The sequence below is a fragment of the Ruegeria sp. YS9 genome, assembly GCF_024628725.1.
Classification (GTDB): Bacteria; Pseudomonadota; Alphaproteobacteria; order Rhodobacterales; family Rhodobacteraceae; genus Ruegeria; species Ruegeria atlantica_C.
Genome location: NZ_CP102409.1, coordinates 3,205,567 through 3,224,336 on the forward strand (window position 1 = coordinate 3,205,567; position 18,770 = coordinate 3,224,336).

General features: G+C 58.5%; 25 protein-coding genes. 13 read left to right on the forward strand and 12 right to left on the reverse strand.

The annotated features are described in order from the left end of the window. Position 1: 1 nt before the first annotated feature. The 8 genes from NOR97_RS16180 to NOR97_RS16215 all read right to left on the reverse strand — a co-directional run bounded on the left by NOR97_RS16180 (position 2) and on the right by NOR97_RS16215 (position 7,170). Positions 2-388, reverse strand: coding sequence for a hypothetical protein (locus NOR97_RS16180; protein ID WP_257599815.1), 387 nt, complete (start codon positions 386-388; stop codon positions 2-4). Beyond that, entirely contained in the window at positions 385-1,473 is a 1,089-nt protein-coding gene (gene flhB, locus NOR97_RS16185; protein ID WP_170345689.1) for a flagellar type III secretion system protein FlhB, read from the reverse strand. The genes NOR97_RS16180 and flhB overlap by 4 nt, the downstream gene beginning before the upstream one ends. After that, entirely contained in the window at positions 1,470-2,243 is a 774-nt protein-coding gene (locus NOR97_RS16190) for a flagellar biosynthetic protein FliR (RefSeq protein ID WP_257599816.1), read from the reverse strand. Before NOR97_RS16190 ends, flhB begins: the two co-directional genes overlap by 4 nt. Continuing rightward, positions 2,240-4,327 carry a flagellar biosynthesis protein FlhA gene (flhA, locus tag NOR97_RS16195; protein WP_257599817.1) on the reverse strand — a complete coding sequence of 696 codons (2,088 nt, stop codon included), beginning with the start codon at positions 4,325-4,327 and terminating at the stop codon, positions 2,240-2,242. The genes NOR97_RS16190 and flhA overlap by 4 nt, the downstream gene beginning before the upstream one ends. Positions 4,328-4,336: 9 nt before the next feature. After that, entirely contained in the window at positions 4,337-5,035 is a 699-nt protein-coding gene (locus NOR97_RS16200; protein WP_374041591.1) for a transglycosylase SLT domain-containing protein, read from the reverse strand. Between the two features lie 73 nt (positions 5,036-5,108). Next, positions 5,109-5,537 (reverse strand): Lrp/AsnC family transcriptional regulator, encoded by a 429-nt coding sequence (locus NOR97_RS16205; RefSeq protein WP_170345686.1) that lies wholly within the window; start codon positions 5,535-5,537, stop codon positions 5,109-5,111. Positions 5,538-5,589: 52 nt separating this feature from the next. Beyond that, a complete protein-coding gene (locus NOR97_RS16210) occupies positions 5,590-6,909 on the reverse strand; it encodes an MFS transporter (RefSeq protein WP_257599818.1) in 1,320 nt (439 codons plus the stop codon). A gap of 3 nt (positions 6,910-6,912) precedes the next feature. Beyond that, positions 6,913-7,170 (reverse strand): metal-sensing transcriptional repressor, encoded by a 258-nt coding sequence (locus NOR97_RS16215; RefSeq protein ID WP_257599819.1) that lies wholly within the window; start codon positions 7,168-7,170, stop codon positions 6,913-6,915. A gap of 133 nt (positions 7,171-7,303) precedes the next feature. Here NOR97_RS16215 and NOR97_RS16220 point away from each other — a divergent pair, with 133 nt between their 5' ends. From NOR97_RS16220 to ptsN, 7 genes are all read left to right on the forward strand, one after another. Then, the gene (locus NOR97_RS16220) at positions 7,304-7,918 is read left to right on the forward strand and encodes a ribonuclease D (RefSeq protein ID WP_170345683.1); all 615 of its coding nucleotides are present in this window, start codon (positions 7,304-7,306) and stop codon (positions 7,916-7,918) included. Further along, entirely contained in the window at positions 7,915-8,883 is a 969-nt protein-coding gene (locus NOR97_RS16225; RefSeq protein WP_257599820.1) for an SIS domain-containing protein, read from the forward strand. The genes NOR97_RS16220 and NOR97_RS16225 overlap by 4 nt, the downstream gene beginning before the upstream one ends. Before the next feature lie 11 nt (positions 8,884-8,894). Continuing rightward, on the forward strand, positions 8,895-9,494 hold the full coding sequence (lptC, locus tag NOR97_RS16230) for an LPS export ABC transporter periplasmic protein LptC (protein WP_257599821.1): 600 nt from the start codon (positions 8,895-8,897) through the stop codon (positions 9,492-9,494). A gap of 3 nt (positions 9,495-9,497) precedes the next feature. Further along, complete coding sequence (locus NOR97_RS16235; RefSeq protein ID WP_374041592.1) at positions 9,498-9,989, forward strand: LptA/OstA family protein; 492 nt, start codon at positions 9,498-9,500, stop codon at positions 9,987-9,989. After that, the gene (lptB, locus tag NOR97_RS16240) at positions 9,989-10,747 is read left to right on the forward strand and encodes an LPS export ABC transporter ATP-binding protein (protein WP_152459766.1); all 759 of its coding nucleotides are present in this window, start codon (positions 9,989-9,991) and stop codon (positions 10,745-10,747) included. Before NOR97_RS16235 ends, lptB begins: the two co-directional genes overlap by 1 nt. A gap of 252 nt (positions 10,748-10,999) precedes the next feature. Further along, complete coding sequence (gene hpf / locus NOR97_RS16245) at positions 11,000-11,563, forward strand: ribosome hibernation-promoting factor, HPF/YfiA family (RefSeq protein ID WP_170345680.1); 564 nt, start codon at positions 11,000-11,002, stop codon at positions 11,561-11,563. Positions 11,564-11,622: 59 nt separating this feature from the next. Further along, complete coding sequence (gene ptsN / locus NOR97_RS16250) at positions 11,623-12,087, forward strand: PTS IIA-like nitrogen regulatory protein PtsN (RefSeq protein WP_117872900.1); 465 nt, start codon at positions 11,623-11,625, stop codon at positions 12,085-12,087. A gap of 55 nt (positions 12,088-12,142) precedes the next feature. On the opposite strand, the gene NOR97_RS16255 is transcribed toward ptsN, so the two are convergent. Further along, positions 12,143-12,658, reverse strand: a complete 516-nt coding sequence (locus NOR97_RS16255) for a CAP domain-containing protein (RefSeq protein ID WP_171120163.1) — start codon at positions 12,656-12,658, stop codon at positions 12,143-12,145. A gap of 169 nt (positions 12,659-12,827) precedes the next feature. Between NOR97_RS16255 and NOR97_RS16260 the strand changes: the two genes are divergently transcribed. Both NOR97_RS16260 and NOR97_RS16265 read left to right on the forward strand, forming a co-directional pair. After that, positions 12,828-13,427, forward strand: coding sequence for a L,D-transpeptidase (locus NOR97_RS16260; protein ID WP_170345678.1), 600 nt, complete (start codon positions 12,828-12,830; stop codon positions 13,425-13,427). A 139-nt stretch (positions 13,428-13,566) separates the two neighbouring features. Beyond that, positions 13,567-13,749, forward strand: coding sequence for a hypothetical protein (locus NOR97_RS16265; RefSeq protein WP_117870963.1), 183 nt, complete (start codon positions 13,567-13,569; stop codon positions 13,747-13,749). Positions 13,750-13,821: 72 nt separating this feature from the next. Here NOR97_RS16265 and hemH read toward each other — a convergent pair whose 3' ends face one another. Together hemH and NOR97_RS16275 are read right to left on the reverse strand one after the other, a co-directional pair. Next, positions 13,822-14,871: a ferrochelatase gene (hemH, locus tag NOR97_RS16270; RefSeq protein ID WP_257599823.1), complete on the reverse strand. Its 1,050-nt coding sequence runs from the start codon at positions 14,869-14,871 to the stop codon at positions 13,822-13,824. Between the two features lie 56 nt (positions 14,872-14,927). Next, positions 14,928-15,758, reverse strand: a complete 831-nt coding sequence (locus tag NOR97_RS16275; protein WP_170345676.1) for an SAM-dependent methyltransferase — start codon at positions 15,756-15,758, stop codon at positions 14,928-14,930. Between NOR97_RS16275 and NOR97_RS16280 the strand changes: the two genes are divergently transcribed. The 4 genes from NOR97_RS16280 to NOR97_RS16295 are packed head-to-tail and all read left to right on the forward strand — an operon-like array spanning position 15,739 to position 18,082. Continuing rightward, positions 15,739-16,503, forward strand: coding sequence for a ComF family protein (locus tag NOR97_RS16280; RefSeq protein ID WP_257599824.1), 765 nt, complete (start codon positions 15,739-15,741; stop codon positions 16,501-16,503). The two genes, NOR97_RS16275 and NOR97_RS16280, sit on opposite strands and share 20 nt — an antisense overlap. Before the next feature lie 38 nt (positions 16,504-16,541). Beyond that, positions 16,542-16,799, forward strand: coding sequence for a glutaredoxin 3 (gene grxC, locus NOR97_RS16285; RefSeq protein WP_152459773.1), 258 nt, complete (start codon positions 16,542-16,544; stop codon positions 16,797-16,799). Next, complete coding sequence (locus NOR97_RS16290) at positions 16,799-17,629, forward strand: carbon-nitrogen hydrolase family protein (RefSeq protein ID WP_257599825.1); 831 nt, start codon at positions 16,799-16,801, stop codon at positions 17,627-17,629. Before grxC ends, NOR97_RS16290 begins: the two co-directional genes overlap by 1 nt. Before the next feature lie 12 nt (positions 17,630-17,641). Further along, the gene (locus NOR97_RS16295; RefSeq protein ID WP_117870951.1) at positions 17,642-18,082 is read left to right on the forward strand and encodes a MarR family winged helix-turn-helix transcriptional regulator; all 441 of its coding nucleotides are present in this window, start codon (positions 17,642-17,644) and stop codon (positions 18,080-18,082) included. Between the two features lie 100 nt (positions 18,083-18,182). On the opposite strand, the gene NOR97_RS16300 is transcribed toward NOR97_RS16295, so the two are convergent. Further along, positions 18,183-18,764 (reverse strand): hypothetical protein, encoded by a 582-nt coding sequence (locus tag NOR97_RS16300; RefSeq protein WP_257599826.1) that lies wholly within the window; start codon positions 18,762-18,764, stop codon positions 18,183-18,185. Positions 18,765-18,770 lie beyond the last annotated feature (6 nt).

Genomic DNA, 18,770 nt, shown 5'->3' on the forward strand with positions numbered 1-18,770 from the left:
GCTATGGCCCGAAGTGCTTTTTGGTTTTTGCTTTTCGGTTTGCCTGCTGAACGTTCTTCCGCAGTGTTTCCACGGCTTGTTTTCGCCCAAAAGCAGCACGTAAAGCTTCCATTCCGGCCAGTTTCTGCGCGAGGGTTCGTGCCAGTTGCAGGTTCAATTGTCTCCGCGTCGCGGACTCCCAACTATTCCAGAGAACGTCGGTTCCTGAAACCTGATAGCCTTCGACCTTGGTGCTGTCTTGGCGCGCCTGATGGAGTTGACTGTCCAATCTGGCAAGTTGCTGCCTGATCCGTGCCTCGGCCTCCAGGATCGGTCGCAGCGCTTGAAATTGCTTCTGAAACGCTGCGTCGGTCACTTTTTCCAGATCGGGTAATTGCGTGCGAGTCATAGTACTTGCTCCTTCGCGCGTTTTCGCATCGCTTCGGCAAACCGGATCGCGGCGGCAACAGGACGATAGTGCTCTTCGGCGATCTCCTGACCTATGTCCACGGTCGCGTGAAGTGCGCGCGCTGTGGGAGGGTCCGAATGGATCGGAACGCCTGCTTCTCCTGCGGCGGATCGGATGGTGGCGGCGATTTCGTCCACCCCCTTGGCAACACAAACCGGGGCGCTGCCCGCAACCCGTGTCCATTTCAGCGCCACGGCATAATGGGTGGGGTTTACGATCACGACATCCGCGCCGGGAACATCTGCCAACATTTGGTTGGTTGCGATTTCCTGTGCACGCTGGCGCCGGTGTTGTTTGACATGGGGGTCGCCCTCGGCATCCTTGGTTTCATCCATGATCTCCTTGCGCGACATACGGTTCTTGCGCATGTGCTCGGCATATTGCCAAAGGAAATCGACAACCCCGATGGCCAGTGCGATTGCGATCACGATGAACAGAAAGCGAAACAGCAGGTTCATCATCAGCAGAATGGATGATTTTGCCGGCGCCGCGCTGGCAGACAGAATCTCGGTTAGATTGGCCTTCAGAAACAGCGCAAGGCAGGTGCCGTAGATCAACAGTTTGGTGGTGCTTTTGGCAAACTCGAACAACCCGCCCCGCCCGAACTTGTTCTTTGCGTTCGAAATCGGCGAGATACGCGAAAGTTTTGGTTTCAGTTTGCTTGGGGCAAAGATCAGCGCGCGCTGGGCGATCAAGTTCAGCAGAACAGCCGCGGCAGGAAGGCAGAACAGCAAAGCAACAGGCAGCAGGGCACTTTTCAAAACCCCCGCAACCGGAGCATGCGATGGCCCATCCGTCAGAAGCCGTGCAAATGCGTCGGACTGATCGATCAGGACCATGAACACGGTGCCCATATGCTCGACGGTGTATTGACCGACTGTAAGCAGGGCGATCAGAAGCCCGGTATATGCCGCCACAACCGACAAGTCGTTGGATTTTGGAACCTCACCTTTCTCGCGCGCTTTCAGCAGTTTTTGCGGTGTCGGTTCGTATGACTTGTCGCTTTCGTCATCACCTGCGCTCATCTTTGCGCTCCTATCGGGTTGGTGAAGAAAGCGGCCAGCGCGTCAGCCCACACGGAAAGGATCAGCGGTGTGCCTGCGAACAGCAGAAACAGCCCAGCAAAGGTAATCGCCGGAGCACCGACGAAGGCCACCATCAACTGTGGCATTGCCCGGTTGATGACCCCAAGTGCCAGATTGTAGATCAATGAGGCGATGACGAACGGCGTTGCCAGTGCAAAAGCCAGCCCGAAGCTGTTGGCGACCTGATGCAATCCCCAGCGCGACACATCCGAGGCTTCGGGTGCCAAACCTATTGGAAACAGGGCATAACTCTGGATCAGGAACTGTGCGGCCCGGACGTGCAGGTCCATGATTACCGCGAGTGTCAGCCCTGCCAGGGTTAGCAGGTATCCCATGGCGGGGACCGGATCGGCCGCCGCGCCACCCAGCAGTTGCGACAATGACGTGGACTGAGCCGCAATAGACCCTGCGGTTTGCAGTGCGAGAACGAAAAGGCGCAAGCCTATCCCAAGGACAAGCCCGATCAGAACTTCGGTGCCGACCAGCCGCACGGTCGCCCAAAGGCTGGGGTCAATTCTGACGGGAGGCGCAGCGGGCAGTATGATCAGCGTGAAAGCAACGGAAGCACCAAGCTTTACCCGTGTCGGAATACTACGTTCACCGAAAGCTGGAAGCAGCGAGACAAGAGCGGAGACGCGCAGAAACACGACAAAGGCCTGCCACATTGCTTCGGCCAGCTGCGACAGCATTTCTGGCGGCAGGGCAATCACGCTGCAACAGTTCCGACCAAGGCAGGATTGGCTTCCAGCCCGATTTCTTCGAAGGACAAAACCGGGTTGGACACGCCGCGTGCCTGCATGACGGTGCGCAGCAACCGACGGCGCCGGGTCGAGGTCACGACAGCCGGAAACAGGCCGTTGTCAGCGGATTTGGCGATGCTGCTCACAACTCCGTCGGCCAGTTTGTTGAACACGTTCGGGGGCAGCGCGACGTCCATACCGGTATTTGGGGCGTCGATCTGGTAAGAGGCAAATGTGTCCTCCCATTCCGGGGCCAACTGGATCAGAGGGATCGAACCATCCTCGCGCTTCATGTCCGCGACCAGCTGAAAGCCAAGACGCTGACGCACCAGTTCACAGATGCCTTCGGGCTGGGTTGTGGTCAGCCGCGCCTCGGCGACACTTTCAAGGATCAGCGCCATGTTCCGGATCGACACACGTTCGTCAAGCAGCAGGCGCAGAACCGCGTGCAAAGTGTCGATCGGCACTTTGTCGGGGATCAGTTCATCCAGCAGTTTGCGGTTGGCTTCGGCGCGTACCGGGTCGCTCAGACGGGTCATTTCCGACAGCAGGCGACGGAGGGATTTCAGGGTCAGCAGGCGCGAGAAGTTCTGTTTGATGATCTCCAGCAGATGGGTGGCAAGAATTTCGGGCGGTGAGACTATAGTGGCTCCATTCAGCGCGGCGTCCTCCTGATCCTTGGGCAGGATCCAGCGTGCCGGAGCACCATAGACCGGCTCGGTCACGTCATTGCCCTCCGGCAAAAGGTCAAAACCGTCCTGCACGAGCGCCAGGATCAGATCGGGGTGCAAGACACCGCGTGCCTGTTCGACGCCCTGAACCTTGATCACATACGTTCCGGTCGGCAGGTCGGCGCGGTCGGTCAAGCGGATTTCGGGCAGGATCAGGCCAAAGGTCGACGCCACATAGGTCCGCATATTGGCAATTCGGGCGTCCAGCCCGGTGCCCGGATTCAGAACCATGCTGACCAGATCCGGCGCGAACTCCAGATGGACATCATCCAGGTCCAGGATGTCGCCGATAGCTTGGGATGTCGGCGCTTCGGTTTCGGTCGAGGGCAGGTTTGCCGATGCGGTTGCGTCTTTCTGTTTTCGGTGAACATTGTAAGCCGCGTATCCCAGAATGGCCGCGCCAAGGATGAATGGCAGAAAAGGGAGACCGGGCACCAGCGCGAACAGGACCATGAGCACCGCGACAGTGGACAATGCTGCCGGGTGGCGGCCGAGTTGAGAAAAGATGGCGGTGTCTGTTGCCCCCTGCGTGCCGCCCCGTGCCAGCAGCAGGGCAGACGCTATGGAAATGATGACGGCGGGAATTTGCGACACCAACCCGTCGCCGACGGTCAGAATCGCATAGGTTTCGAACGCCGAGGCCACGGGCATTCCATGCACGACGACGCCCATGACCAGGCCCATGACGAGGTTCAGCAACGTGATCAGAAGCCCGGCGACGGCGTCTCCCTTCACGAATTTCGACGCACCATCGAGAGAGCCAAAGAATGTCGTCTCCTGCTGTTCCAGCTCTCGCCGTTCCTTGGCTTGCTGATGATCGATTGCCCCGGCGGACATGTCGCTGTCGATCGCAAGTTGTTTGCCGGGCATCCCGTCCAACGCAAAGCGTGCGCCTACTTCGGCCATGCGGGCGGCGCCCTTGGTGATGACCATGAAATTCACGATCAGCAGAACGCCGAACACCACCAGCCCAAGAAAAATGCTGCCGCCCATGACGAAACTGGCAAAACCTTCGATCACGTCTCCTGCCGCATTCGGGCCGGTGTGCCCCTGCCCGATGATCAGTTTCGTCGACGAAACATTCAGCGACAGGCGCAACATCAGAGACGCCAGCAGAATCGTCGGGAAGGACGAAAAGTCCAGCGGGCGTTCAATGAACAGGGTCAGGGTGAAGATCAGGATCGCCAGCGCAAAAGAGGCCGCCAAACCCACGTCCAGAACCCAGGCTGGCATGGGCAGGATCATCATGACGATGACCGTCATCAGTGCAATCGCCAGCAGGACAGTAGGCGAAAACAGGGACTGGATGTCGATCTTGGGCACGCGAAACTCCTAATTGAAGGCGATAAACGCTGTTGCGGCGCCTGCGGCTGGCACCAGAGACCCAAGCGCGCCGGTACGGGGCGATGCCGCCGGAATGGGGATCAAGGGGAGTCCGGCCCCGGTGAACGGATCCCGAGTTGTGGCCGCAACCCGGGTTCGGGGGCCACCCTCGAGCTGTGCCAGCACCGTTTGAAACCGCTCTTTGTAAGCTTCGGCAAGGGGTGATGTGCGGGAATGGTAAGCCCCCGCTGCCGCGGGCCACGATCCAAGCTCGGCATGGAGTTCGTTCAGGAACCGGGCGGCGTAGGTTGCATTCTCATCTGGATCGAACATCGCGTCTATCGAACGGAAGGCTTTGCCGTGCCAGCGATAATTGATCTGAAAACAGCCCACATCAAAGCTGCGTGCGCCGGTTTTGAAGATTTTGAACGCATAGGCCTTGGCTTCGACCTCGGACTTGAACCAGTACCCCTGACCGCCGACATTGATCGTCCAGGGCCAGGGCTGCAACCGGCCGTCCAGCCTGCGCCCGGTTTCAACGCGCGAGATGGCGCGCAGCACGTCCAGGGGCACGCCTTCGGACAAAGCGGCGCGGCGCGCGGCCTGATCGCACATGTCACCGGTTTTGGCATCTGGCATGGCAAACCCTGCCTGCGCCAAAAGCACATGCACCAACATGAGTAACAGCGGGAACTTCTGATTTGGCATTCTGCCGGTCCGGGATTCTGATCTGTCCCGGCCAAGCTAGCCAACGATCGGTTTACAGAGAGTTATCGCCGCTTCAGTTTCGATCTATCCTGCGCCCGAACACGACGCTGGTATTGGTGCGCAGGACACCGGGGATCTTCGCCAGGTCGTCGACCAGAATGTCCAGATCCTCCAGCCTTGGCGCCTCCGCCGACAGCATAAGATCGAACTCTCCGTTGATCGACAGGCATAGCTTGACCTCGGGGTAGGCTTCGAGCCGCCTGATGATCCGGCTGGTTTCCTTTTGCTGCACTTCAAGCATGACGATGACCTGCACTTTCGGCGTGTCTTCGGTGGACCCGAGGCGCACGGAATATCCTTCGATCAGGCCACGCTGTTCCATCCGGTTTATTCGCTCGTGCACGGTTGTCCGGGCAACACCCAGCGTGGTCGCAATCTGCGTGGTCGAGGCGCGTGCGTTGGCTTGCAGGGCGGTGATGATGCGGCGGTCAAGCTGGTCCATTGGGGCTCTGGTTCGTGGTCATTCCGGGTTGAGATCAGATCGAAGCGTCCGCTCAGGGTTCGCGCGGGATGCGCGGGTGCAGATCGTCGATGATGATCGGATGCGCGTGCGGGCCTGGCCCGGCCAGATGTGGGTGATCGGGCGGCAGGTCGGGGTGATCATGGGTGATCGGTTCCTGGTCGAGGCGCGGCCAAAGGCCGATTGCACCGACGACGCCGGCCACGGACAGCGTTGCCATGCTGCTGAGTGTGACGGTCGGACCAAACACGGTCATCAGCCACCCTGCCAGCGGGTAAAGAACCAGCCAGCAGCCATGCGAAAGGGTAAACTGTGCGGCGAAGACGGCAGGGCGATCCTCGGGGTGGGCCGACCGGGTCAAAAGGCGGCCCGAGGGTGTCAGGGTGGTGGAATATCCGAAGCCGGTGAATGCCCACAACGCGGTCAGCAACCCGAGCGACAGAGGAGCAATTGCGGCCAGCATCGCGGCGACGGCCATGGAACCAGTGGCAAAAACGGCGCCCGCGACCATGACCCGACGGTCCTCGGTCCGATCCAGAAGGCGGGGCAAGGTAAAGGCCGCCAGCATCGATCCGCCCCCGAAGCCGGCCAGGGCAATGGCCACGGCGCTTTCCGACAGGCCCAGATTGGCACGCACGATGACCACGGTGTTCACGATCACCATCGAGCTCAGTGCCGCCGCGCTCCAGCTGAGTGCAAGCAGCCCGCGCAACCGGGGTGTTTTCAGATAGATACGTATGCCGCGTGTGGTGCGGTCATAGATGCCGCGGGGCCGGCTTGGCTTGGGTGACGGAAGCACGACCGAGACAACCAGCATTGCCGATGCGACAAAACCCAGCGCAGTACCCCAGAACAGGCTGTTGAAGCTGACCAGCAGCAGCAATGCGGCGGCGAACATCGGGCTCAGCAGGCTTTCCATATCGTAGGCCAGGCGCGACAGCGACAAGGCACGCGTGTATTCAGCTTCGTCCGGCAGCACGTCCGGAATCGTGGCCTGAAAGGCGGGCGTAAAGCCCGCCGACGCAGATTGCAGCACGAAGATCAGCACATAGATCTGCCAGACTTCGGTCACGAACGGCAGGCACACTGCCACCGCAGCGCGGATCAGGTCCAGCACGACCAGCATCTTGCGGCGATCCAGACGCTCGGCAAATGCAGCGGCGAGTGGGGCAACGGTGACGTAAGCCACCATCTTGATCGTCAGCGCGGTGCCAAGGACAAGGCCCGCGGCATTCCCGGCCAGATCAAAGGCGAGCAGCCCCAGTGCAACCGTGGCCAGCCCGGTTCCGGTCAGGGCGACGATCTGGGCCGCGAACAGGTGGCGGTAGGTGCGGTTTCTCAGAATGCTCAGCATGGCTCAGAGGTACTTTGTGATCGCTTTGAACTCTTCGATCCCGCTGCCATCGTCGTCAGAGGACAGGCAGTGTTCGATATGATCATGAATCAAAGCGCGTTTGGCATTGGTGACAGCCTTTTCAACAGCAAACAACTGTTGTGCGACGTCCGAACAGGGGGCTTGCCCCTCGAGCATGGCAATGACCTTGGCCAGATGCCCATGGGCCCGCTTCAGCCGGGCCATGATCTGTGGATGTGACTCGTGGGCGTGATTTGACATGGCTTATCCATATCCCCCCGATGGGGATATGGTCAAGGATTTGGCATCGAATGGCCCGCGACTTTTGGACGGCGTTGAGTTTGGGGGCCAAACCGCCTATCTCGGGGGCGATATCGCACAAAGGAATAGTCGCGTGGCGAACCATTTGTACAAAAACGATCTGCCGGATGGGCTGGATCTGGGCCCGGTTGTGGCCATTGACTGTGAAACCATGGGGCTGAACCCGCATCGCGATCGCCTGTGCGTGATTCAGATGTCAGGTGGTGACGGAAACAGCCATATCGTTCAGGTGGAAAAAGGCCAGACCGAGGCGCCGAACCTGAGTGCCATGCTGGAAAACCCTGACGTGCTGAAGCTGTTTCATTTCGGGCGTTTCGACATTGCCGCGATGTATCACACCTTTGGCGCCCTGGCCGCACCGGTTTACTGCACCAAGATCGCCAGCCGGCTGGTGCGCACATACACCGACCGTCACGGGTTGAAGAACCTGTGTCAGGAACTGATTGGCGTGGATATCTCGAAACAACAGCAGATGAGCGATTGGGGTGCTGAAACCCTTACGGATGCGCAGCTGGACTATGCGGCCTCGGACGTTCTTTATCTGCACCGCCTGCGGGACGAGTTGAACAAGCGGCTGGCGCGCGAGGGTAGGGCCGAGATGGCGCAGGCCTGTTTTGACTTCCTGCCGATGCGTGCGAAGCTGGACCTCGCCGGTTGGCCCGAAACGGATATTTTTGCGCACTCATGACCGATACCGAAGCATTCCTGAGAACCGCCCGCCAGGTCGTCACCGATGAAGCCCGTGCGCTGGACGTTCTGGCCGACAGCCTTGACGAGCATTTTGCCGAGGCCGTGCATCTGATCCTGAAAGCCACCGGGCGTATCATCATCAGTGGCATCGGCAAATCGGGCCATATCGGCCACAAGATTGCCGCCACTCTGGCAAGTACCGGAACGCCTGCCTATTTCGTGCACCCGGCCGAGGCCAGCCATGGCGATCTGGGCATGGTTTCCAAAGGCGATGTGGTGCTGGCGATTTCGAATTCCGGCGAAGCGCCCGAGCTGGCCAACCTGCTGGCCTTTACGCGCCGCTTTGGCATTCCGCTGATCGGGCTATCCAGCAAGCCAGAAAGCACGTTGATGAAACAGGCCGATGTGCATCTGCTGATCCCGTCGATGGGCGAGGCCTGCGGTTATGGCATGGTGCCTTCGATCTCGACGACGCTGACCCTTGCCATGGGCGATGCGCTGGCCATTGCGCTGATGAAGTATCGCGATTTTCGCCCCGAGGATTTCCGTGCCTTCCACCCCGGCGGCAAGTTGGGAGCGCGGCTGAGTACGGTGGGTGACCTGATGCATACCGGCGACGCCCTGCCTCTGGTCGCCGCGAACACCCCGATGAGCGACGCGTTGATCGAAATCAGCCAAAAGGGTTTCGGCGTGGCCGGTGTAACGGATGCGCAGGGGCAGTTGTCGGGCATCATTACGGACGGTGACTTGCGGCGGCACATGGATGGCCTGCTGGATAAAACGACCGAGCAGGTCATGACCGCCAATCCGACCACCATAACACCGGGCGCCTTGGCGGAAGAGGCGGTGGCGATCATGAATGATCGCAAGATCACTTCGCTGTTCGTGGTTGACGAGGCTTCATCAGGTCAGCCCCTGGGCCTTCTGCATATCCACGACTGCCTGCGCGTCGGCCTGGGCTGAGGGAGGCTGAAGTGGACAGGTATTCCCGCATGGTACAGTTCCTGAAGGTTCTGTTGCCGCTTGCGGCCATTCTAATGCTGTCCACCGTGTTCCTGCTGTCCCGCAGCATCGAAACCAACGTGTCGGTGCCATTTGCAGAGAAAGACATTGACGAGCGGCTGGCGCAGCAGGTGGTCACACAGCCGAAGTATCGCGGGACAACCCGCAAAGGCGAAGATGTCCAGATCGAAGCCATCCAAGCCAAGCAGGGCGGCGAAGACGAAACTCCGACCGCATCCGAATTTCGGGGCCGTCTGGGGCTTCTCAGCGGTGGAGCGATATTTCTGGATTCCAATTCAGGTTTGATCCGCCCTGATGAGGGCACGGCAACTTTTGTCGGCGACGTGGTGATTACAACCGCCGACGGTCTAAAGGTCACAACGGATCTGCTCAACACGTCGCTGGACGAAATCCGGGGCGACACGCCGGGGCAGGTAAATGGAACCGGGCCGATCGGCAACTTTTCCGCCGGACGCATGACCTTCGGGGCTGAAAAAAAGGACGGACCGGTCCATATTGTTTTTACAGACGGCGTGAAGCTGGTATACGAGCCTGAAAAAGCAGAAAGATAACCTGTGTTCGATTTTCGTTTTGTTCCTTTGTGCCTTGCTCTGTTTGCAGGTGCCGTAACCGCGACTGCGCAGGAGGCGCAGGTGGCTTTTGGTTCTGCAAATGCCGACCCAAGCCTTCCGGTCGAGGTCACGTCCGAAACGTTGAACGTCAACCAGGAGGACGGTTCTGCCGAATTCCTCGGAAATGTCGTCGTCATCCAGGGCGAAATGCGGCTGACCGCTGAACGGGTTCTTGTGATCTACAACGAGGAACGATCGGCGATTGAACGGATGGAAGCCACCGAGAATGTAGTTCTGGTCAGCCCGCCGGATGCGGCAGAGGGCGATTGGGCAGAATACACGATCGATTCCGGTGTGATCGTCATGAAAGGCAATGTCCTGCTGACGCAAGGCCCCAGCATCATCAGCGGCGATCAGATGAACGCCAATCTGACAACCGGCACAGCGAACATGACCGGGCGCGTCAAAACGATCCTTCAACAGGGAAACAACTGATGGCGCGACCCGACCTGTCAGTGGCCGAAGGCAATTCCGGGCTGCGCATCGAGAAGCTGCGGAAATCCTACCGTAAGAAAACGGTGATCCGCGATGTCTCGATGACGCTGGACCGGTCCGAAGTCGTTGCCCTGTTGGGACCCAACGGGTCGGGTAAGACCACGACTTTTTATTCCGTGGCAGGGCTTGTTTTCCCGGAGGCCGGCAAAGTCACGATAGATGGCCAGAATGTTACGACTTTGCCGATGTACCGGCGTGCGCGAATGGGAATCGGTTATCTGCCGCAGGAGATGTCGATCTTTCGCGGCATGAGCGTCGAGGACAATATCGCTGCGGTACTGGATATCACGGTTCCTCATGCTCACAGGCGGAAAGAACGGCTGGAAGAGCTGTTGTCGGACTTCTCGATCGAACATCTGCGCCGCGCGCCGGCTCTTGCCCTTTCCGGCGGTGAGCGCCGCCGCGTTGAGATAGCGCGATGTTTGGCCGCAGACCCGAAATATCTTTTGCTGGACGAACCATTTGCGGGTGTTGATCCGATCAGCGTCGGCGATATCCGGCATCTGGTGGCCGACCTGAAAAAACGGGGGATCGGTGTTCTGATCACCGACCATAACGTGCGGGAAACGCTGGAAATTGTCGACCGCGCCTATATCCTGCATGACGGGCAGGTTCTCATGTCCGGCACTCCTGACGAGGTCGTCGAGAACGAGAATGTCCGCCGTGTCTATCTTGGTGAAAACTTCCGTATTTCATAGGCTTGCTCTGGTCTGCGTCGGGTGCATGGCGGAAATCGCGTATATACACATCTGTTTTGATTGACTCTTCCGTCGTCTCTTGCCTCAATTGTCCCATGGCATTTACCCGGTTTCAGTCTGGAGATCGTTGTCCCTTCGTTGAAGGGCTGGAGTTAAGACAACCGCGGAAAGTGCCTCGACCCCCCACCCGATAAAAACAAGTTCGTCACGCAACGTGACGTCAGAATGGGTGTGAATTGTGAAGGAGATCACATGCGTTACCAAATCAGCGGAAAACAGATCGACATCGGTGCGGCGCTTCAGACTCACGTGCAGACCGAATTGGGCGAGGTTGTGAGTAAATATGCTCAGCGGCCTACCGATGCCAACGTCGTCTTTTCCCGTTCAGCGCATGAATATGTATGCGAAACAACAGTGCACCTGTCCACCGGGCTGACCGCTCAGGCCAAGGCGCATGCAACCGAAATCTATGCAGCGTTCGAGGCATGCTGCGACAAAATGGAAACACAACTGCGGCGCTACAAACGTCGTTTGAAGGACCACCACAAGGATCGATCCGAGCCGGTTGAACTCTTTGGGGCGTCCTCTTATATCCTCGCCTCTGACGAATCGGACACGGCCGATGAACCCGAATCGCTACAGCCCATGATTGTGGCTGAGATGGAAACAAAAATCCCGTCTTTGAGCGTTGGTGAAGCCGTGATGCAAATGGAACTTGCCGGTGCCCCGGTGCTGGTGTTCAGAAATGAGAACAAGGATGGATTGAACGTCGTGTATCGTCGCGAAGACGGTAACATCGGCTGGATTGATCCTTAACAGGCAAGGATACGGGGCCGCACCCGCCGAGGCGGGTGCCGTTCCCATGGAGCGTGATCATGGAGCTTTCGAGCATACTGAAGCCCGAAGCAGTGCGTGTACTATCCGCCGCTTCCAGCAAGAAGCGGTTGTTTCAGGAAATCGGCGATGTAGCAGCCGCCAATCTGGGGCTCGACTCTCAGGCGGTCGTTGACTGTCTGCTTGAACGGGAAAGCCTGGGCCCGACCGGTGTGGGGCATGGCGTTGCGCTTCCGCACGCGCGTTTGCCCGAGCTGGATTCGGTTTCGGGCGTATTCGTCATGCTGGAAAAGCCCATCGACTTTGGGTCGGTTGATCGTCAACCCGTCGACATCGCCTTTGCACTGTTTGCACCGGAAGAGGCCGGCGTGGATCATCTCAAGGCGCTGGCGCTTGTGTCGCGCACGCTGCGGGATACTTCGGTGTGCACCAAGCTTCGGGCGAACCCTGATCCGGTCAAACTCTATGCGATCCTGACCGAAGCGCAGTCCATGCAAGCAGCGTAATCAGAAAAAAAACTCCCGGATTTCGGGGGCTTTTTTCTTTGTACGGTGATCGGGGTCAGCCGCCGGTTCCCATTTCCAGCGTCCACCAGATTTTCCCGCCTTTTTCCTGATGCCAGGCGAACCCCATCTGCGTGGCCTTGGGGTCCATGATGACGGCGCGCGGTCCGGGTTCCTGCATCCAAGCAGCAAGGGTTTCGGTTTCGGTTTCGTAGGTCTCGGAAATGGCTTCACCAAGGAATGTGCCGAAATATCCGACCCGTGCAGCCCGATCGATCGGAGAAGAACCGTCGGACCCAAAGTGCCAGGGCCGGTTCTGCCTTGCCATGTCCTTGGAATGGGTCGCCGCCGCCGCGTTCAACTGCGCGTTCAGCTGGACAGGCTGCAATCCCTGGGCCTGACGCAGGGCGTTGACCGAATCAACCATGCGGAACTGTAGTTTTTCCGGGTTGCCGCGAATTTTGTAGACCGTGGGCAGCGGGCGGCCGTCCGCACCAATGGTCGTGGTGCCGGTGTCTGTACATGCCGCCAGCGCGACAAAGCAAATCAAAAGTAAAGAAACGATACGCGTCATGATCGACCTGGTTATTGTGTCTTTACAGGGCATAGCGCGCCTGACAGCTCTGAGCAAACGCGCAATGGCCCTAACTTGCGTGATTCTGCCGGTTTGATTTGCGACTGAAGCATTCTGGCAATAGAATGTCACGGATTTCAGACCTCACTTGAACACAGGACCCGTTGTCATGGTCAAAAAGCGCATTCAAACGTCTACACGCAGGGGTTTTCTGGCTGGGGCCACCGCGACGCTGGCAACCCCCGCACTGGCACAGTACACCCCCGGTGATCCGCTGCGTCCCGCACCCGAACCCGAGCCATCGGTGCGCCGGAACGTATCGGGTTTTCGGGCACTGGATTGGCAGCCGTATTTTTCGAACACCAGAAACGGCGCCATTCTGGTCGATACCGTATCGCGCGCGCTGCACTATTGGTCGGATGATCAAACCATATACAAACTCTACCCTTCATCGGTTCCACTGACCGAGGAACTGACCCGCCGGGGGCGTACCAGCGTGATCAGAAAGGTGGAAGGGCCCAGCTGGTCTCCGACTCCGTCCATGAAAAAGCGAAACCCGGAATGGCCTGACTATATCCCTCCGGGGCCGGATAACCCGCTGGGAACACATGCTTTATACCTGAGCTGGAAATACTATCGCATTCACGGAACGCACGATACGCGCAAAATCGGTCGCCGGTCGTCGAATGGCTGTATCGGTCTGTTCAACGAAGACATTGCCGAGCTGTTCTCGATGGCGAAGGTCGGCACGCAAGTGTTGCTAATTTGACGACATTTTCGTGTGGGAACCCGCTTAGCGGTCAAGTTGCAATTGCATTCCAGCGTCAATGCTGATTAGAAAAAACCACGAGGTAAGTCTTAGATGTGCGGTTCCGGGCATTGGAACTGCGCAAATTCTGGAGGTTAATATGAAGAAACTCGTTCTCGCTGCTGCTCTGACTGCTGCTGCTTCGACCGCTTATGCTGGTAACCTGGAAGAGCCGGTTGTTGAAGCACCTGTTGTTGTAGAAGAAACTCAGGGTTCGTCGCAGGGCATCCTGCTGCCGCTGATCCTGTTGGTCGTTGTTGCTGCTGCTGTTGCTGCAAGCTAATTCGACACGGAATTCATGAAAAAGGCGGTGGAGCAATCCACCGCCTTTTTTGTTTTCCCAAGGCTGTGCCGGTCAGTCCAGCCAGCCGCGCAAGTTTTCTTCGATCACCGTGCCCAATGCAGCAATGTGCGCCGCATCGTCATTGAGGCATGGAATATAGGTGAAGGTTTCGCCGCCCGCGTCTTCGAAGCTTTCCTTGATCTCTTCGTTGATCTCTTCCAGCGTTTCGATGCAGTCGGCCGAGAATGCCGGCGCGATGACCGCTATGTTCTTTTTGCCCTGCTTGGCCAAATCCGCAACATGATCCACTGTATAAGGTTTCAGCCATTCCTCGGGGCCGAATCGCGACTGGAACGTCGAAACCAGTTGATCGTCTGACCATCCCAGCCGTTCCTTCAGCAGCCGTGTCGTCTTGGCGCACTGGCAATGATAGGGGTCACCCTGTTGCAGATACCGTTCCGGCATCCCGTGATACGAGCAGACCAGAATATCGGGTTTTGTCTCTGCCGCTGCATAAGCACGTTCAACCGATTGCGCCAGGGCGTCGATATAGGCGGGTTGGTCGAAATAGGCCGGTACGGTTCGCGAGGCGGGCTGCCAGGTTTCGTCCATGAGTGCGCGGAAGAACTGGTCATTGGCGGTGGCCGTGGTTGCGCCCGCGTATTGTGGGTAAAGCGGGAAGAACAGAATACGGTCACAGCCCGCGGCAACCATCTCGCGCACTTTGGATTTGGTTGACGGGTTGCCGTAGCGCATACAGAAATCGACCATCACCTGATCCCCGTACCGATCCTGCATCGCGTCGCGCAGTTTGGCAGTCTGGTCCTTGGTGATCGTCATAAGCGGGCTTTCGCCCTTCTCGTGATTCCAGATCGATTTGTAGGCTTCACCCGAACTGAATGGCCGCTTGCTGAGGATGATCCCCTGAAGAATCGGTTGCCATTTCCATTTCGGATAGTCGATGACCCGCTGATCCGACAGGAACTCGTTCAGATAGCGGCGCATCGGCCAATAGGTGTAATCGTCCGGCGTGCCCAGATTGGCCAGCAAAATGCCAACGCGGCCCATCTTGACCTTCGGATGGTCGGCAGGGGCATGAGCGGGGCGAGTGGCATCAAACATGTGGGCATTCCTGAGTTATCGTGTTCAGACCTGAGATAAAGGGATTTGGTTGCGCGTCAATCCGGCAGTTTGCCCTCTTCCGTGCGCAAGGCATCTGCAAGACGCATTTGGGCTGACCCCGGGCGCAGCGGCTTTGGTTGGCTGCCATCGGGGGACCAACCGGTCAGGCAAATCAGTTCGAAGGTTGCGGCAAGGCGGCCTGTTTCCGTCGAAAAGTGATCGGAATAGACGCGCTGCGCGGTTTCGAACACTCTGCGTCGCGTCGGGCATTTCAACCGGGCAGCCAAAGCGTTGGTTTCACCCATGTCCCTCAGATCGTGCATCAGGTGCCAGATGTCGCGGTATTCTGCCGTCAACGGTACGGCATCGGCCACTGGCAATGCCAGACCGGCCCGTTGCAGCAATCCACCCAGATCGCGCAGCTCGGCCATGGGGGCGATTCGGGGGCTGAGCCCGCCCGTGACCTCGATTTCGGCCTGACCCAGCGCGGCGCGCAATTCGTGAAGGGTCTCACCCCCGAGGCACAGGACAAGCACCAGCCCGTCTGGCTTCAAAGCCCTTTTGCATTGGATCAGCTGGCCGACCGGGTCATTGGCGCAGTGCAGCGCCATCGCATGAATCGCCAGATCATGCGCACCGGGTTGCAGTGACAGCACATCGTCATCCGCGACAATGGCGGCATCCGGAAAAACGTCTGCCCAAAGCTGTGGGAAAGGGGTCACAACCGCAGGTGCCGTAAAGCTTCTGTTAACCATGGAGAGCCGATCCTGAACCTCATCAATGGCGGCGCGGTGCAAGAACAGGGCGTCGTCCTTCGCGCGGGCGCGATGATGAAGAATGGCGTTACGGTCGAAAAGAGAGGATGCGGTGGGCTCGGGCAGTTTCATAGGTCGCAAGTATCGCATTGCGCGGCGGATTCAAACTGCCCTTGCATTGATCTATCCGCCGCGATGCATGGGTTGCGGAGAGCTGACGGAATCAGATTTCGGCCTGTGTGGGACGTGTTGGCGGGATACGCCGTTCATCGGTGGCACGGTTTGTGAAAGCTGTGGTGTGCCAGTGATCGGAAGCGCAGACAGGTTCCGGACCGAGTGCGACGATTGTCTGAAAACCCCTCCGCCGTGGAAAGCGGGTCGCGCTGCGCTGATGTATGATGGGAAGGCGCGGTCACTTGTTCTGGCTTTGAAACATGGTGACCGGACCGAACTGGCCCGCCCCGCTGCGCGTTGGATGGCGCAGGCCGGACGCGAGCTGTTGCGTCCCGGGATGGTGATTGCTCCGGTGCCGTTGCATTGGTCGCGCCTGCTGAAACGGCGATACAATCAGTCTGCGCTGCTGGCACGCAACCTGGGGCGAGAAACCGGATTGGACTGCGTGCCGGATCTGCTGGTGCGCAAACGGCGGACCCCGGTGCTGGACGGAAAGACCGCGCGGGAAAGGGGCGAGACCTTGGAGGGCGCAATTGACATCCACCCAAGGCGGGCACTGCATTTGAAGGGGCGTGATATTCTGCTGGTGGATGACGTGATGACATCCGGCGCGACGTTGGCGGCGTGCACGCGTGCGTGTCAGGCCGCAGGGGCAAATCATATTTTCGTGTTGGCACTGGCGCGCGTTGCCAAGGATGCATAATTCGCCCAAGATTGCACGAAATCCAAAGGGACCGGAACATGAAGCCCGTAGAAATCTATACCTCGCCGCTCTGTGGTTTTTGCCACGCGGCCAAGCGTCTGCTGAAGCAGAAAGGCGTTGAGTTCAAGGAAGTTGACATTCTGATGCACCCCAAACGCAAACCCGAGATGATCCAGCGCGCAGGCGGCAAACGCACCGTGCCTCAGATTTTCATCGGGACGCAGCATGTGGGCGGCTGCGACGACCTTTACGAGCTGGAGCGGCAAGGCAAGCTTGACCGTCTGCTTGCGGCCTGATGAAGACCGCGCTGCTGCAAATCACCTCGTCGGATGATCCGGTCGAAAACCTGGACATGGTGCGCGCCATGGCGGCCGACGCGGCAGGGCAGGGGGCGCGGTTTATCCTGACGCCAGAGGTCACGAATTGCGTGTCAAACAGTACGACGCGGCAACACGAGGTTCTTCAGTACGAAGAAGACGACATCACCTTGGCCGGCCTGCGGGATCAGGCCGCCCGACTGGGCGTTTGGGTGTTGATCGGATCACTGGGGATCAAGACTCATGACGCTGACGGGCGGTTTGCCAACCGCTCTTTCATGATCGATCCGCAAGGTCAGATTGTGGCGCGCTACGACAAGATCCATATGTTCGACGTGCAGGTCACGGAAACCGAGACGTTCCGCGAATCGAAAAACTACCGCCCCGGCGAACAGGCGGTCATAGCCGAGACCGACTTTGGCAAGGTGGGGCTGACCATCTGTTACGACATCCGGTTTCCGTACCTGCACGCGGCTTTGGCACAGGCAGGCGCACGGGTTTTGACCGTTCCGGCGGCGTTTTCACCGGTAACGGGCGCCGCACATTGGGAATCGCTGTTGCGGGCCCGGGCGATCGAGACGGGCTGTTGGGTCTTGGCTCCGGCACAAACGGGGGAACACCCGACGACGCGTGGAAAGACACGTTTTACCCATGGTCACAGCATGGTTGTGGACCCTTGGGGAAAGGTGCTGATCGACGCAGGGACAGATCCGGGCATTCACATTTTCGATTTGGATGATAGTTCTGTGACAGAGGCGCGCCGTCGCGTGCCGTCGTTGACACACACCCGGTCTTTCACGGGACCCTGACAGAACTGAACAATGACAGAAGACACCAATGCCCTTGCGGTCACGCTGTTCAGCGAGATCCTGACCGCGGATCAGTTGTTGCGTAACCGGCTCAGCCGGGTGCTGCCCAAGGGCATGGAAATTTCGCATTTCTCGGTGCTGAATCATCTGGTTTTTGTCGGCGACGAGCGTAGCCCCGCGCAACTGGCCAGCACATTCCACGTGACCCGAGGCGCGATGACCAACACCTTGGCCAAGCTGGAATGGGCCGGGTACATCCACATCCGCCCCGACTGGGACGACGCCCGTCGCAAGATGGTCGCGATCAGCCCCGCAGGCCGACGGGCGCGGGATCAGGCGATTTCCTCAATCGCACCGCTGATCAACCGCGTGGTCGGAGAGCTGGGGCTGGAGCGGGTCCGCAGCGCCCTGCCAGTACTGCGGGATTTGCGGTTGCAGTTGGAGGGGGAGTAGGGATCAGCGAACCGTTGTCCCAAGGTGGATCCAGGACTGGTGTGGTCGGGCGCTGGCAGGCTTGATGCTCATGCAATGTGCCGCGGACTAAACGGCCACTTCATTCTAAGAGCATTCTATCCAGAAGCTGCCGTAAATCACGGGGATGCAAAGCAGGAAGATCAGCCAACCAAATTCCGGCCGAAGCCGCCGCCGCAAAAAGAAGGCAGGATTCAATTCCTTCTTTGCCCTCATATTGCCCACCATGAACAAGCCATACCAAATACTCTCCTTTTTCTTCTTCATTCGTGGAGAATATTCTCCCTACATTGCATCCTTCGTCAGAGAGTTCGTGTTTGGAAAATGGTTCTGTCGCCTCCTCCGTCAGTTCTAATTCGACTGGTTTCACAAACTTGCCATCCGAAACTATCTCGGGGTCAATAAAGACGAAAAAATACAACGCCCTTACCAGATCATAGTTGTTCGAGTTCGAACCCAAGTAACGATCTGCTATTTCCTGAGTCGCCTCAGAGACTTTAGGATCGCTTACATAGCCATACAGCGGAACGCCTTCATGTTCGTACACGAACACGCCCGCATTCTCTTCTGCTGTGGCTCGTGTGTTATCGAACAAGGTAGCAGCGGAAATTGCCGCACCAAAAAATACCGCGCGCCACGGCGCGTAACTTAAAGATCGAATCAAAAAACC